Below are 14589 nucleotides of genomic sequence, written 5' to 3'. Positions count from 1 at the left end.
TATGGGTACAAAGATACAAAGAAATTACGCCATAGCCAGCTTAGAATAGGGTAGTAATGTACCAACCACTAAAGGCGAGAAGTAGCAAAATTCCAAAGAGGGCATACCTGCGATATCCTTTGGAAGGACGTGCCGCTTCCGGGGTATGTTTTCCGGTTAGTAGTACATAATTCCCAATAGCGTAGAAGGGCGCTGTTAAGAAGGATAGGACCGTGGCGATTTGGATTAACGTTCCCATTTCAGCAATGAAAAACAAGAATATAGCCAAGGTACCTGCTACCAACACAAACAACCACAACAAATAACCACGCTTCCAGGTTTTCTTAAAAAGTATTTCGGAAGCTCGATGCATGACCCGGGGGGAGGCGTCTAAGGTGGTAAGGGTGGTGCTAAACATGGTAGTGAGTGCAGCAATCCCGATAATGAGTCGGGCCCAGTCTCCAAGACTAAAGGCATACATATCGATCAACTGATTGGCAAACTGTGTTCCGTTACTTGAAAACGATGCCCCAGATTGATACATTACTAGTGCGCCAAGCGCCAGAAAGCCTACAGCGAGTAGGGTGGTTGTGAGGTAGCCTACATTGAAATCGAAGCGAGACTGCTTGGCATCAATAGATGTGTCCATTTTCTTTTTCTCCAGCGTCCACGTAGAATGCCAGATAGAAATATCAAGCGGTGCCGGCATCCATCCCATAAAGGCAATTAAAAATGCAATGGAGATGGCATCGGTAGGAAGAACTTGCTCAAATGAGGTGCTACTGGTATTCGGACTAACAAGGAGTACAGCGAAAACGGTACTTACGGTAAGACACAACACGATGAGCTTCATCAAATGATCTAATGCCTTATACCGTCCTAGAAGAAGAATGAGCGTGCAGACTCCTGTAATCACCGCCGTCCAAAACACAACTGATCCGCTCCCAAATAGGGAAGATGCAATCCCGGCAGTCACGATGGTAACGGCTGTTTGAATAGTAAACATCGAGGCAAAGGTTACACCGTAGTACAAGATTAGCATTCCTTTTCCCAGCTTTCGATACCCTTCAATGAGGCTCGTTCCCGTAGCGCTGGCATATCGTGGGCCAAACTCGAAGAACGGGTACTTAATGGCATTAATTAACAGTAGCGCCCAGAGTAGTCCAAACCCGAAGTCGGCTCCGGCACGGGTAGACTGAACTAAATGCGATACCCCGATGGCTGCCCCGGCGAACACGAATCCGGGTCCGAGTTTCTTAAAAATAGTAATCACCGCGAATCATTTTCCTGAATAATTTCCGCGAGCAGCTTTTTGGCGCGTAGCAGGCGAACCTTTACGTTGTTGAGCGGCTCTTCCAGAATCTCAGCCATTTCTTTATAACTTCGCTCCTGAAAATACCGCAAATTTATCACATCTTGATACTGCGGTTTCAATTGTTTGATATACCGAAGTAGCTGTGCCAAATTTTGTTCACGAATGAGTATGTCTTCCGGGGTAGGGGCTTGATCGGGGATGCGTTGCACTTGTTCATCGCTAGTGTCTGTGGTGTTCTCGTAAACGCCAGCATTTTTTCTGCGACTGCGATCAATTTGTATATTTTTAGAAATAGCGATCAACCAGGTAGCAAAGGCGTAGTTCTCATCGAACGTTTCAATGCGATCGAATGCCTTAGAAAATGTCTCAATCGTAATATCTTCCGCCTCATACTCATTGTTCACGCGTTTTATTTGAAAGCCGTAGACTTGATTCCAATAATGGTCTAGAAGAAACGTAAAACCAGAAGCTTCCCCTTTTTTTGCTTTGTGAATATGCTTCAGAATGGTTTGTTCGTCTATTTCCAACGTGGAGGTTTTGAGAAGGTATTGGAAATAAAGATACTTAATTGAAAGGATACTAGAAAAATCTCCAAGAACGGAATCCAAGGAATAAGGTCTGCTTCTTTCAGTTTCTGAAATGCTTTACCATACACCAGATATTGTGCGACAATTCTTAGCGAAATCAAGGCGAGTGCCCACATCCACAGTGCCGTGCACAGCGACGCAATTGCGACCGGCCAAAATAACAGCGAGGTGATAAAAAAGAATCCAAGGAGTACTTTGTGTTTGCCTTTGTAGTGTGACGCGGTGGTGATATGTCTTCGTTTCTGTAGCCACCAGCCGTACCAAGTAGTTTTTGGATGGGAGTAAGTAAACGCATCGGGAGTGGTACAAATACTCACATTTTTTGCCGTGGCAGCTTCATTGACAAAAAGGTCGTCATCTCCTGATGGAATTTTAACATGCGACATGAAGCCTTTGGTTTCGTAGAATAAATGGCTTGTATAGGCCAGATTTCTTCCCACACCCATATAAGGAATTCCGCGTAGCGTATAAGACAAATATTGCAAGGCAGTGAGTGCGGTCTCATACCGGATGAGCTTATTTAAAATTCCCGATTTTTTTTGGTAGGCACCATAGCCTAAAATTAATTGTTTTTCTTCTGAAAAAGAGTGGGTCATCAAGCGTAGCCATTGAGTGCTTGCCGGTTGGCAGTCGGCATCGGTAAAAAGCAGTCTCGTATGTATGGCTTTTTTGATTCCCAAAGTAAGGGCGTACTTCTTATTGGCCCAGAACGCTTCAATATTCTTAACGTTCACAACTTTCACGCGACGGTCACTTTCAGCAAAAGATTCCATCACTTCCAAGGTTTCATCTCGAGAAGCGTCGTTTACTAATATCAATTCAAAGTTGGAATATTCTTGCTGGAGCCATAACGGAATATTCTTACGCAAATTCTCCACCTCATTTTTGGCACATACAATGAGTGAAACAGGAAGGTCGGTTTCGAAACGGGAAGGTTTTTCCGAAGCGTAAAAAGAATAAGCTGAAAAGAATAGATAGTAGAGAAGGCTACTGCCTGCCAAGACAGCAAGTAAGAATACGAGTGTCATGGGGCCCAATAACAACACTTATTGATGGGCTTGTTCGGTACAGTTTTCGAATTCATCTGGAGTTTTTCCGCAAAAACCGCAGGCTTCTCCCTCTTTATTGAGAAAAGGACTCTGGCTAGCACAGGTTCCGGCAAACTTTCCGTCTTTTTTACCCCATATTTTTATGGCGATTCCGGCGACCGCCAACAATAAAAGCGCTAATGTGATTAAAAGTAGTCCCATGCGTTGATTTTAAAGGGCAAAAATACAATCTTTCTTTGTGATATGCTCGTAATTTGGTTAATTTTAACCCCTTAAATAAGCCATACATGATGCGAATTTTTACCCTAGTGCTGCTTGCTACTACTCTATCGCTCTTTAGTTGTAAAGACGATCCGAAAGAAGAAAACTTCGATGCTGAAGAAACACCTACCAACGCTCCTGCGCGCAGTGTCACCAGCGAATCTGACGAACAAACCTTGAACAGTGTGCTTCCCAAGTTAATGAACACCCAAGAGGCAAAGATGTTTATGGGCATGTTAGTGAGTGCCGAAATGGCCGACATGCTTCGCACGCGAACCGAACCTTTTACGTTATTTGTGCCCAGTAACGAAGCCTTTGCCAAGGTTCCGTTAGAAGTCAAAGACAATCTGTTACAGCAAAAAAACAAGGAAGAATTAAAGAAGTTCTTGCAACGTCATATGGTGGAAGGAAAGAAAAGTTCTTCTGAATTATTTCAAGAAGCCAAAGCCAAGGGCAGTGTTCAACTAACCACCTTAGAAGATACTGCACTTACCCTGAAGCTAGTGGGAAGTGAGTTACAACTAACTAATGAAGATGGAGTCACGGCCGTTCTTGGAAAGACCGATATTGAAGGAGATAATGCCACCGTTCATATTTTAGATACGGTACTTTTATCCTACTAAAGTACGTTTACCTCTGGAACAATTTCAATCCCAAACTGTTCTTTGACGGCAGCTTGTATGTTCTCCGCTAGCGTCCAAAGTTGTTCTCCCGTAGCGTTTCCGTGATTTACAAGTACCAGGGCTTGATGTTTGTGTACTCCAGCATCGCCGAACCGTTTTCCTTTAAATCCAGCTTGTTCGATCAGCCAACCCGCGGGAATTTTTACTTCTGTGTCGGATACATTATAATAAGGAGCTTCCGGAAAGAGCCGTTGGAAACGGTCGAATGCGGCCTTGGAGATGACTGGATTCTTAAAAAAGCTACCGCTGTTTCCCAGCTCTTTCGGGTCGGGTAATTTTTGTCGGCGGATGGCAATCACTGCTTCAGAAATATGTTTGGGTGCTATGTTGCTAACCTTGTTTGTTGCCAACTGTTCTCGGATAGCTCCGTATTCGGTGTGAAGTTCGTGTGCGGTTTTGGTCAGGCGAAAAACCACTTCTGTAATCACATAACGCCCCTTCAGACGGTTTTTGAAAATTGAATTACGATATCCAAATTCGCAATCGGAGACGGAAAATTCGCGCTCGGTTCCATCAATAACAGCTACCGCGTTGCAGGATACCATACGGTCTTTCAATTCTACGCCATACGCTCCAATATTTTGAATGGGCGCTGTGCCCACGTTTCCAGGAATGAGCGAAAGGTTTTCTAGTCCGCCCCAACCTTGATCCAGTGTATACAGCACAAATTCATGCCAATTTTCACCCGCCATTGCTTTGACGGTTACAGTGGTTTCGTCTTCAGAACACGTTTCTATTCCACGAATATTTACATGAATAACCAACGCATCCACATCCTGGGTAAGCAACATATTACTACCGCCTCCTAGTATGAATTTTTTAGGATGAATGGGTGAAGCCAGCGCCTCTTTTAATTCGGATACGGAGTTAACGGACACAAAAAAACGTGCTTCCACCGCAATGCCGAAGGTATTGTGATTTCGCAAGGAATAATGTTCTTCAATTTGCATTAGCCTGGGTATTGTTCCAGTGCTACTTTAAGGATATTAACGGCTTTAATAAGACTTTCCTTCTGAAGCACATAGGCGATTCTAATTTGATTGGTACCCACACCTTCTGTTGAGTAGAATCCGGCAGCCGGTGCCACCATCACAGTTTCGCCATCGAGATCGAAATCCTCCAACAACCATTGTGCAAAATGGTCGCTATTTTCGATGGGAAGTTCGGCGATACAATAAAAGGCTCCTTTGGGATGCCCCACCTTTAAACCCGGAATCGCCTCCAGCAGTTTGATAAGTGTATTGCGTCGATCTTCGTATTCTGAAATTACTTCATCGAAGTACGATTGGGGTGTTTGTAGCGCGGCTTCGCTTGCGATTTGAGCAAAGGTAGGCGGACTCAAGCGTGCTTGCGCGAATTTGAGAGCCGTATCAATAACTTCCTTGTTCTTTGAAACCAAACATCCGATGCGAGCGCCACACATGCTGTAGCGTTTCGATACCGAGTCAACAATTATTCCGTAGTTCTCCATGCCTTCTGCTTCCAGAATGGAGTAGTGCTTCAAGCCCTCATAGGTAAACTCTCGATACACCTCATCGGCGATCAAAAACAGATCGTGTTTTTTGACCAGCGCCGCCAATTGGTTGATCTCTTCTGGGGTGTACAAATATCCTGTAGGGTTGCCGGGGTTGCAGATCAAGATCGCCCGTGTTTTATCGGTAATTAGTTTTTCGAATTCTGAAATGGGAGGCAGGGCAAAATTCTCTTCGATTTTTGAAATTACCGGAACAATGGATACGCCTGAAGCGGTGGCAAAACCGTTGTAGTTCGCATAAAATGGTTCTGGGATGATGATCTCATCTCCAATATCGGCAATACTTCCCATGGCAAAAAGTAGCGCCTCACTTCCTCCGGTAGTAACAATAATATCGTTCGCCTCCGCAGGAATATCTTTACTTTGATAATAGGCCGCGATTTTTTCACGGTAAGGTTGAGACCCTTCCGATCGGGTGTAGGCTAGTACGCTAAGGGAGTGGTGTGCCACGGCATCCATCGCGATTTGCGGGGATTTGATATCGGGTTGTCCGATGTTGAGGTGATATACCGTCTTATTTTGTTGATACGCTTTTTCGGCGAATGGCACTAGTTTTCGGATGGGCGATGCGGGCATTTCTTGCCCTTTTTTAGATACTTTCGGCATGCGCTAACAGTTTTAACAAAGGTGCGAAAAAAATGGTTAAAAATGGACTCAGTCAATGCAATTGCTAACGGAATTACCCAAAAAAAAAGCCGCACGATCGTGCGGCTTGAATAGTAAGCAATTTAACTTACTGTGTTTTTTCCATGACACTTTTACCATCGGCGACTACTTCCCCTTTGATTTTAAGTGCTTTTACCGGTTCAGAGGCATTCGAATACACAGTTACTGTTTTTCGAATAGGCCCAACGCGGTTGGTATCGTACTTCACCTCGATCGTGTTCGATGCCCCTGGAGCCACAGCCCCACTTGGTTTTTTAGGTACGGTACACCCGCAGCTGGATTTAACATCACTAATGATTAGAGGTTCATCTCCTGTATTGGTGAATTCAAACACGCGAACACCGTCGCTTCCTTTAGCGATAGTACCATAATCGATGGTTTCGCTTTTGAAATCGATTTTCGCTTGTGCTTGTACTGCTATTCCCATAAATAGGGCGATAGCAACTAAAACTACTTTTTTCATATTGTTTTATTTAGGGTTAGTAAAAGTAGGCAACTTTTATACAACGCGCAAAATAAGTTATCCACTTTTATAATCATGCGGTTATCCCTACTTTTGCACTCTATAGGTTTCAAAAATCAGACCAAACATGGCGCTAGCGGCAAAATATTTAGCTCAAGACATTGAAAATAAGTGGTATAGCTACTGGATGGAGCACGGATATTTCGATTCTGAAGTAGACGAAAGAACACCCTATACCATTGTAATTCCACCTCCCAACGTGACGGGTGTCTTGCATATGGGGCACATGCTTAATAACACCCTTCAAGATGTGCTTATTCGTCGGGCTAGATTACAAGGTTTTAACGCTTGCTGGGTTCCCGGAACCGACCATGCCTCTATTGCCACTGAAGCGAAAGTCGTTGCGAAACTCATGGAGTCCGGAATTTCAAAATCGGAGTTGTCACGAGAAGCGTTTTTAGAGCATGCCTGGGACTGGACCCACACCCACGGAGGAATCATTTTAGAGCAACTAAAAAAACTAGGGGCGTCCTGCGATTGGAAACGAACGCGATTTACCATGGATGATGCCCTTTCGGCTTCCGTGATCAAGGTCTTTGTGGATCTTTACAAAAAAGGGAACATCTATCGCGGATACCGCATGGTTAACTGGGATCCTCAGGCAAAGACCACGCTTTCCGATGAAGAAGTGATTTACAAAGAACAACAAGGGAACCTGTATTATCTTAGGTATCAAATTGAAGATTCTGACGATACCTTAACGATTGCTACAACGCGTCCGGAAACGATCTTAGGGGATACTGCCATATGTATTAACCCCGAAGACGAGCGCTTCACGCATCTAAAAGGGAAGAAGGCGATGGTGCCCATTTGTGGTCGCGTGATCCCCATCATAGAAGATGACTATGTGGATGTGGAATTTGGTACCGGTTGTTTGAAAGTTACGCCGGCACACGATGAAAATGATAAAATGCTGGGAGAAAAGCATCAATTGGAGGTGATAGATATCTTTAATGAGGATGCTACGCTCAATAGCTTCGGAATGCATTACGAAGGAAAGGATCGCTTTGTGGTTCGAAAAGAGATCGTTAAGGAACTCAAAGAAAAAGGCGTACTTGAGAAAGTCGAGCAGCACCTGCATAAAGTGGGCACCAGTGAGCGCACTGGCGCCGTGATCGAGCCGAAGTTGAGTGATCAGTGGTTTCTAAAAATGAAGGAATTGGCCCAACCTGCACTAGATGCGGTGCTGGAGAAGGAAGTACAGCTGGTTCCCGAAAAATTTATCAACACCTATCGCCACTGGATGGAGAACGTTCGCGATTGGAACATTAGTAGACAGCTCTGGTGGGGGCAGCAGATTCCAGCGTACTATTACGGCGACGGAAAAGAAGATTTTGTGGTAGCTGAAACCCGGGAAGAAGCATTACGACTGGCAAAGCAGGCCACGAATAACGACCAATTGTCGGCAGCCGATTTAACGCAGGACCCAGACGTCTTGGATACCTGGTTTTCTTCCTGGTTGTGGCCCATGAGTATCTTTAACGGTATTTTGGAGCCTGACAATCCGGAGATCAATTATTACTATCCCACAAACGATTTGGTAACGGCCCCAGAGATTCTCTTCTTTTGGGTAGCCCGAATGATTATTGCAGGCTACGAATATCGAGGGGAAAAGCCGTTTCAAAATGTGTATCTCACAGGGATCGTTCGCGATAAGCAACGTAGAAAAATGAGCAAGTCGCTTGGAAATTCTCCCGATCCCATTGAGCTGATGGAGAAATACGGAGCCGATGGGGTACGTGTAGGAATGCTATTGAGTTCTCCGGCCGGAAACGATCTTATGTTCGATGAAGATCTCTGCAAGCAAGGCAGCGGATTTGTCAATAAAATATGGAATGCCTACCGCCTTATTGAAGGCTGGGAAGTTTCGGATAGCGAAGCTGTGGCAGACAGCGCTACTATTGCCTTAGATTGGTACGAGGCGAAATTTCAGAAGGCCCTGATCGAAATGGAAGATCATTACAGCAAGTACCGCATTAGTGATGCGTTGATGACTACCTATAAACTCGTTTGGGATGATTTCTGTTCATGGCTCCTTGAAGTGGTGAAACCTGCCTATGGGGCGCCCATCGCTAAAGCAACCTTTGATCGTATTATCACGTTACTGGAAGGAAATTTGGTCGTACTGCATCCTTTTGTTCCGTTTGTATCTGAAGAGATTTGGCAACACATCAAGAAACGAAGTCCGAAAGAGGCGTTGATTGTCGCCTCCTGGCCTAAAACGCGGTCGTACAACGAACAGCTGATAGCCGATTTTTCCTTTGCTTCGGAAGTAGTTTCGGGCATTCGCACCCTTCGGAAAGACAAAAATATTTCCTTTAAGGACGCCATTGAAATGTCTGTGATCAATACAGAAAAAGTTTCCGAAGCGATGGATCCTATCATTCAGAAGCTAGGAAACATTTCAAAACTAACAACGATTGACAGTGCTCTTGAAGGAGCGTTGACTTTTCGCGTAAAAAGCAATGAATATTTTGTGCCAATGGGGGGTGCCATTAATGTGGAAGACGAGATCGCTAAGTTGAAAGAAGAGCTTTCGTATACCGAAGGATTCTTAAAATCGGTTCAGAAAAAACTGAGCAATGATCGTTTTGTCAATAATGCTCCCGAAAAAGTGGTCGAAATGGAGCGAAATAAAGAGTCAGATGCCTTGGCAAAAATAGACACCTTGAAGTCGAGTTTACAATCGCTTGGTGCCTAAGAAGTCTGTTAAAGGCCCTTAATTTCCATTAAAATAGCGTTAATTCTCTAGGAACGAGGGTCATTCCTAAGTACTTTGCTACAAAACCAAATATTATGGATCAAGCAAAGTATGACCAAATGCAAGGGATGCTCAACAAACTGGAAGATATTAAAAACAGTCAGGAAAGCATCTTAGACAAGATCAATCATGTGATCACAGACCTGTTTCAGGAGCCGGATGCCGACCTGGAAAAGGCCATGGAAATTGCACATGAGAAGGCATCCAATAACGTAGAGCACATCCGTGATGCCATGGATGCCTACGAAATTAAGTTCAACAAAGCACAACAAGCGTAGCGCAACGCTCAACGATAACACTAAAAAGGCATTCGAGAGAGTGCCTTTTTTATTTTCGATATAAGAAATAATGATTCACCGTTTCTATGTAGCGTTGTTTGGCCTCCTCTTTAGAAAGGTCTTTGGCTTGAAAGAGGGCATTAGCTTTAAACGCGGTGATGAGCGGTTTGCTTCCGGAAGTGAGATCGTCGTTATTGGTCGCACGCTTGTAGTAGGCGTATAATTTTAAGAGCACATCGGCTGGAAAGGGTTCGGTGTGTTCGTTAATACTCTGTACCGCTTTCTGAAACGCACTATCGAGTTCTTCCGACGTCATGAGGTCATTTATTTTTCGGCCAGCACGGTCATACCGCCTTTAACTTTTTGGTTCAGGGCAACAGTTACCTTCGCATCTAGGGGTAGAAAGACATCCACGCGAGACCCAAACTTTATAAATCCGCTATCGTCTGCTTGCGTCACGTTTTGGCCTTCTTTGGCATAGTTCACGATCCGTTTCGCGAGGGCCCCAGCGATTTGACGGTGCAATACTTCTCCAAAAGAATTTGAAGTTACGACCACAGTGGTTCTTTCGTTTTCTTCGGAAGATTTTGGATGCCAGGCAACCAAATACTTTCCGGGGTGATACTTGCTATACACTACCTTCCCACCCACCGGATATCGGGTAACGTGAACGTTTAGGGGCGACATAAAAACGGAAATTTGCAACCGTTTTTCGTTGAAATATTCTTTTTCAAAAACTTCTTCGATCACCACAACCTTTCCATCTACCGGCGATAATACATGCGTATCTTCCAGCGAAAACGAGCGCTTGGGATTTCTAAAAAACTGCAGTATGAGCACCAGTAACACAATCAGTGCTATGATAATTCCTCCGCGTATCACCGAGTTCGCCACAAAATAGTCGGCTGCAAGGCTCAGTACGATGCAGATCGCTAATGAGATGATGATGATCTTATAACCTTCTTTATGAAACATATTCGTAGAGTTCTAAAAATGCGAAAACAAAGGGGCTGGCAAATACCATGCTGTCTAAACGATCGTAAATCCCCCCATGTCCCGGAAGTATGAGTCCGCTGTCCTTCACGCCTGCCTGACGCTTGAATTTAGACTGTATCAGGTCGCCAACAGTGCCCATTATACTTACTAATATCGCCAAAGCGATCCAAACGCTCCAGGGGAAATATCCGATATACTTAAAGATAAAGAAACTCGCCAAGATGGCGCCTGCCAGTCCTCCTAAAAATCCTTCGATTGTTTTTTTGGGAGAAATGCGTTCCAGGAGCTTGTGTTTTCCGAAGCTTTTACCAATAACATACGCCATAGTATCGTTAGACCATACCAAGATAAACACGCCTATTACGATAAGCGGCACAAATTGTTCTTTCCGAAAGGGAATTAAGGTGAGAAAAACGAAGCCGGCGATGAGGTAAAAGATCAGGCTAATGTATTTCTTCTTTTCGAACATCGGAATTTTAGAGACAACTAACAGGTCTTTTAGCAAGAAGAGATTAACAAAACAGGCCAGAATTAAATAAAGGTACATTGCATTGATGTCGAAAATATCGTAGCTTAAAAAATAGAGCAGCAGAAAAAAGAGCGGATACACCACATAGCTTCGCAAGTGTACTAAACGTTGAAATTCTCGAACGGTAAGTAATCCTAAGATCAGGAAGAGTCCCATAAACCATTCACGCGTAGTAAACATGGTGACAAGGATTAATGAGATATAGAGTGCCCCCGACAAAGAGCGCACGATAACTTCCTTCATAGGTTAGAGGTCTTCGAGTAGCAGCAAATATAAGTTTTTTGTGCTACTTCCATAACTCATAAAGTCTTTTTCCCTGTCGGTTTCAAAGTCTTGAATGGTGGTAATGTTGCTCGGAATTTGTCGTTTATTCTGATTCTTAATGTTTCGCAAGCCCTCACTGATGTTTTCCACTAACTGGCTAGTGGTTGCGAAAATGATGAAGTTTGAGGGAAGTTCCTGAAGCTTTTTTTCTTTGATTTGGTGTGAACTTAATAAGATCGACCCATTGTTAGCTACTAACGACTCACATTTGGATAAAAAGAAGGTGGATGACATGCGTTTGTTGAAGGTGAGATTGTATCCGTCAAATCGCTGCTGAAGTTGCTCATCCAGACAGAAAACTTCTTTTTCGTACCAATCGTTTTCCATCAGTATGTTATCGAAGGCTTCTAACACTTCCTCAAGATCTTCACAGTATAAGAACTTTCCTCCATTCTTTTTAAAATTATACGTAAACCGCTCATCCACCGGAAGTTTCTCTTCGGGGAAATATTTACTGGTATCAGATTTCTGACCTTTCTTCGCCTTCTCGTCTGATTTGTAATTGGGGTTTAGAAGTCTTTTGAACAGACTCATAAGTAATTTTAATTGAGGAATTTTACGGTTTCATTCAAAGATATAAAAATAGAAACAAGTAAGCTTTGTAGGGGAAGAGAAAATAGCGCCCTTTGAAAAAAGGGCGCTGAAAAGTTTTTAGGAAGCTGCTGCTTCATTTTCGGAAGCATCGTCATCTGACTCATTTGATGAGGAAACCGTTGTTGAAGTAACGGGTTCTGAGGATTCCGAAGTTGTGGAACTGGGCTCATCGGTGTCCTTCTGAAACGGTCGCTTTCCAAAGATGCGCTCCAAGCTTTCTTTGAAAATTACTTCCTTCTCGAGCAATTCATTGGCCAGTTCGGTCAATTTATCCTTGTTCTTTTCAAGTAAGGCCACTGCTCGCTGATATTGCGCTTCAATAATATTCGAAATTTCTTTATCGATCAGTTCGGCTGTTGATTCGCTGTAGGGCTTGCTGAAATTGTAGTCACTTTGTCCTGAAGAATCATAGTATGTTAGATTTCCAATTTTGTCATTCAAGCCATAAATGGTGACCATGGCTCGGGCTTGTTTGGTGACCTTTTCGAGGTCGCTTAGGGCCCCTGTGGAAATCTTATCGAAGATGACCTTCTCGGCGGCACGTCCCCCCATGGTTGCACACATTTCGTCCAACATTTGTTCTGGGCGAACTATTAACCGTTCTTCCGGCAGATACCAGGCAGCCCCCAGGGATTGTCCGCGTGGTACGATGGTCACCTTTACAAGCGGAGCCGCATGTTCTAACATCCAACTGACTGTGGCATGTCCGGCTTCGTGGAAAGCGATGGCCTTTTTCTCTTCCGGGGTAATAATTTTATTCTTCTTTTCGAGTCCGCCTACAATACGATCTACCGCATCTAAGAAGTCTTGTCGGTTCACCGCGCTCTTTTCTTTCCGCGCTGCGATCAAGGCTGCTTCGTTACAAACATTAGCAATATCTGCTCCCGAAAATCCCGGAGTTTGTTTCGCTAAAAATTCAGTATCGAGGGAATCATCTTTTTTCAGCGGACGAAGATGTACTTCAAAGATCTCTTTTCGTTCCCGAACGTCGGGTAGGTCAACATAGATCTGACGATCAAATCGTCCGGCACGCATCAGGGCTTTGTCGAGCACATCCGCACGGTTGGTGGCGGCAATGACAATAACATTCGTGTTGGTTCCAAAACCGTCCATTTCGGTAAGTAATTGGTTGAGGGTGTTTTCACGCTCGTCATTACTTCCGGAGAAATTACTTTTACCACGAGCGCGCCCGATAGCATCAATCTCATCAATAAAGATGATAGAAGGTGATTTTTCTTTGGCCTGCTTAAAGAGGTCGCGAACACGAGAAGCACCAACCCCAACGAACATTTCTACAAAGTCTGATCCAGACAGTGAAAAGAAGGGAACTTTAGCTTCTCCAGCCACTGCTTTTGCTAGCAAGGTCTTACCTGTTCCCGGAGGGCCTACTAGCAAGGCACCTTTAGGGATTTTTCCGCCTAAGGCGGTATATTTTTTTGGGTTTTTAAGAAAGTCTACGATTTCCTGAACTTCTTCCTTGGCGCCTTCGAGACCGGCAACATCTTTAAAAGACGTCTTTACATCCGTTTTTTCATCGAACAACTTGGCTTTGGATTTTCCTATGTTGAAGATCTGTCCCCCGGCACCGCCACCAGCACCCGATGACATTCGTCGCATGATAAAAATCCAGATCGCGATAATCACGATAAAGGGCAATAAGGTGAGAAATAATTCACCCAGCATGTTGCTGTCGGTATCCCACACGATCTTGGTATCAAGATTGTTCTCCTCCTTTATTTGATTGATGCTGTTCTCGAAATTCTGTAGATCTCCAAATTCAAATTGATAGGTTGGGTCATTTGCGCCCGGTGTCAGGAATGAATTTGAATTTTTACTAGCGTGTACCTCTTTCTTGCGCGCCTCTGGTGTGAGGTATACTTTGGCGATCTTTTTATTAACTACTTCAATTTTTTCGACATCGCCATTTCGTAAGTAGCCTTTAAAATCAGCTAAGGTGGTTTTGGCAGGCTGTGTGAGACTGCTTCCGCCGAAAAACTGGATGCCTAGGAATATGAGGATAATGGCCGCATAAATCCAGTAAGCATTAAATTTGGGTCGTTTATTTTCAGGTTTTTTATTCTCTTTTGCCATGGGGCAGTATTGTTTTTAGTACGTTGTTTCAATGGTTACCACTTTAGCATCTCCCCAGAGCCCTTCAATATCGTAGAATTCACGGATGTGTCTTTGAAAGACATGAACCACCACGTGCACGTAATCAATAAGCACCCACTCGGCATTATCGCTACCTTCCACGTGCCAAGGTTTTTCTTTTAAGGATTTACTTACGATTTTCTGAATGGAATTGACAATGGCGTTTACTTGTGTGTTTGACGTACCATTGCAGATGATAAAATAGTCACAAACTGTATTTTCAATCTCTCTCAGGTCTAAGATTTGAATATCCTGTCCCTTTACCTCTTCAATTCCTTTAATGATATGTGTGATCAGTTGATCTGTTCCTATTTTCTCTTCAGACATTAAAAATGATTATTTTCACAAAGTTATTATTT

At 43.8% G+C, this 14589-nt stretch carries 16 protein-coding genes; 3 read left to right on the top strand and 13 right to left on the bottom strand.

Features of this window, described 5'->3' with window-relative positions; genetic code table 11:
- Nucleotides 1-40: 40 nt before the first annotated feature.
- The 4 genes from PO830_RS12030 to PO830_RS12015 are packed head-to-tail and all read right to left on the bottom strand — an operon-like array spanning nt 41 to nt 3131.
- Nucleotides 41-1252 carry an Nramp family divalent metal transporter gene (locus tag PO830_RS12030; protein WP_272853823.1) on the bottom strand — a complete coding sequence of 404 codons (1212 nt, stop codon included), beginning with the start codon at nt 1250-1252 and terminating at the stop codon, nt 41-43.
- Nucleotides 1249-1821, bottom strand: a complete 573-nt coding sequence (locus PO830_RS12025; RefSeq protein ID WP_272853822.1) for an RNA polymerase sigma factor — start codon at nt 1819-1821, stop codon at nt 1249-1251. The genes PO830_RS12030 and PO830_RS12025 overlap by 4 nt, the downstream gene beginning before the upstream one ends.
- The gene (locus PO830_RS12020; RefSeq protein WP_272853821.1) at nt 1812-2909 is read right to left on the bottom strand and encodes a glycosyltransferase; all 1098 of its coding nucleotides are present in this window, start codon (nt 2907-2909) and stop codon (nt 1812-1814) included. Before PO830_RS12020 ends, PO830_RS12025 begins: the two co-directional genes overlap by 10 nt.
- 18 nt (nt 2910-2927) lie before the next feature.
- The gene (locus PO830_RS12015; protein ID WP_272853820.1) at nt 2928-3131 is read right to left on the bottom strand and encodes a membrane or secreted protein; all 204 of its coding nucleotides are present in this window, start codon (nt 3129-3131) and stop codon (nt 2928-2930) included.
- Nucleotides 3132-3217: 86 nt separating this feature from the next.
- Between PO830_RS12015 and PO830_RS12010 the strand changes: the two genes are divergently transcribed.
- Entirely contained in the window at nt 3218-3814 is a 597-nt protein-coding gene (locus PO830_RS12010) for a fasciclin domain-containing protein (RefSeq protein ID WP_272853819.1), read from the top strand.
- Here the strand turns inward: PO830_RS12010 and murB are convergent.
- The 3 genes from murB to PO830_RS11995 all read right to left on the bottom strand — a co-directional run bounded on the left by murB (nt 3811) and on the right by PO830_RS11995 (nt 6537).
- A complete protein-coding gene (gene murB, locus PO830_RS12005) occupies nt 3811-4824 on the bottom strand; it encodes a UDP-N-acetylmuramate dehydrogenase (RefSeq protein ID WP_272853818.1) in 1014 nt (337 codons plus the stop codon). The genes PO830_RS12010 and murB overlap by 4 nt on opposite strands.
- A complete protein-coding gene (locus PO830_RS12000; protein WP_272853817.1) occupies nt 4824-6014 on the bottom strand; it encodes a pyridoxal phosphate-dependent aminotransferase in 1191 nt (396 codons plus the stop codon). Before PO830_RS12000 ends, murB begins: the two co-directional genes overlap by 1 nt.
- A gap of 127 nt (nt 6015-6141) precedes the next feature.
- The gene (locus PO830_RS11995) at nt 6142-6537 is read right to left on the bottom strand and encodes a DUF1573 domain-containing protein (RefSeq protein WP_272853816.1); all 396 of its coding nucleotides are present in this window, start codon (nt 6535-6537) and stop codon (nt 6142-6144) included.
- 127 nt (nt 6538-6664) lie between these two features.
- On the opposite strand from PO830_RS11995, the gene PO830_RS11990 reads away from it, so the two are divergent.
- Complete coding sequence (locus PO830_RS11990; protein WP_272853815.1) at nt 6665-9298, top strand: valine--tRNA ligase; 2634 nt, start codon at nt 6665-6667, stop codon at nt 9296-9298.
- 95 nt (nt 9299-9393) lie between these two features.
- Nucleotides 9394-9636 carry a hypothetical protein gene (locus PO830_RS11985; protein ID WP_272853814.1) on the top strand — a complete coding sequence of 81 codons (243 nt, stop codon included), beginning with the start codon at nt 9394-9396 and terminating at the stop codon, nt 9634-9636.
- Between the two features lie 49 nt (nt 9637-9685).
- On the opposite strand, the gene PO830_RS11980 is transcribed toward PO830_RS11985, so the two are convergent.
- The 6 genes from PO830_RS11980 to rsfS all read right to left on the bottom strand — a co-directional run bounded on the left by PO830_RS11980 (nt 9686) and on the right by rsfS (nt 14557).
- Nucleotides 9686-9952, bottom strand: a complete 267-nt coding sequence (locus tag PO830_RS11980; protein WP_272853813.1) for an acyl-CoA-binding protein — start codon at nt 9950-9952, stop codon at nt 9686-9688.
- An 8-nt stretch (nt 9953-9960) separates the two neighbouring features.
- On the bottom strand, nt 9961-10611 hold the full coding sequence (locus PO830_RS11975) for a phosphatidylserine decarboxylase family protein (RefSeq protein ID WP_272853812.1): 651 nt from the start codon (nt 10609-10611) through the stop codon (nt 9961-9963).
- A complete protein-coding gene (locus PO830_RS11970) occupies nt 10601-11404 on the bottom strand; it encodes a phosphatidate cytidylyltransferase (protein WP_272853811.1) in 804 nt (267 codons plus the stop codon). Before PO830_RS11970 ends, PO830_RS11975 begins: the two co-directional genes overlap by 11 nt.
- 3 nt (nt 11405-11407) lie before the next feature.
- The gene (locus PO830_RS11965; protein ID WP_272853810.1) at nt 11408-12019 is read right to left on the bottom strand and encodes an LUD domain-containing protein; all 612 of its coding nucleotides are present in this window, start codon (nt 12017-12019) and stop codon (nt 11408-11410) included.
- A 117-nt stretch (nt 12020-12136) separates the two neighbouring features.
- On the bottom strand, nt 12137-14170 hold the full coding sequence (ftsH, locus tag PO830_RS11960; protein WP_272853809.1) for an ATP-dependent zinc metalloprotease FtsH: 2034 nt from the start codon (nt 14168-14170) through the stop codon (nt 12137-12139).
- Between the two features lie 15 nt (nt 14171-14185).
- A complete protein-coding gene (gene rsfS / locus PO830_RS11955; RefSeq protein ID WP_272853808.1) occupies nt 14186-14557 on the bottom strand; it encodes a ribosome silencing factor in 372 nt (123 codons plus the stop codon).
- Between the last annotated feature and the right edge of the window lie 32 nt (nt 14558-14589).

Source organism: Altibacter sp. HG106, assembly GCF_028561755.1.
Taxonomy (GTDB): domain Bacteria; phylum Bacteroidota; class Bacteroidia; order Flavobacteriales; family Flavobacteriaceae; genus DFVG01.
The sequence above is the reverse complement of the archived record's forward strand: the minus strand, read 5'-3'. Positions and strand labels throughout refer to the sequence as shown.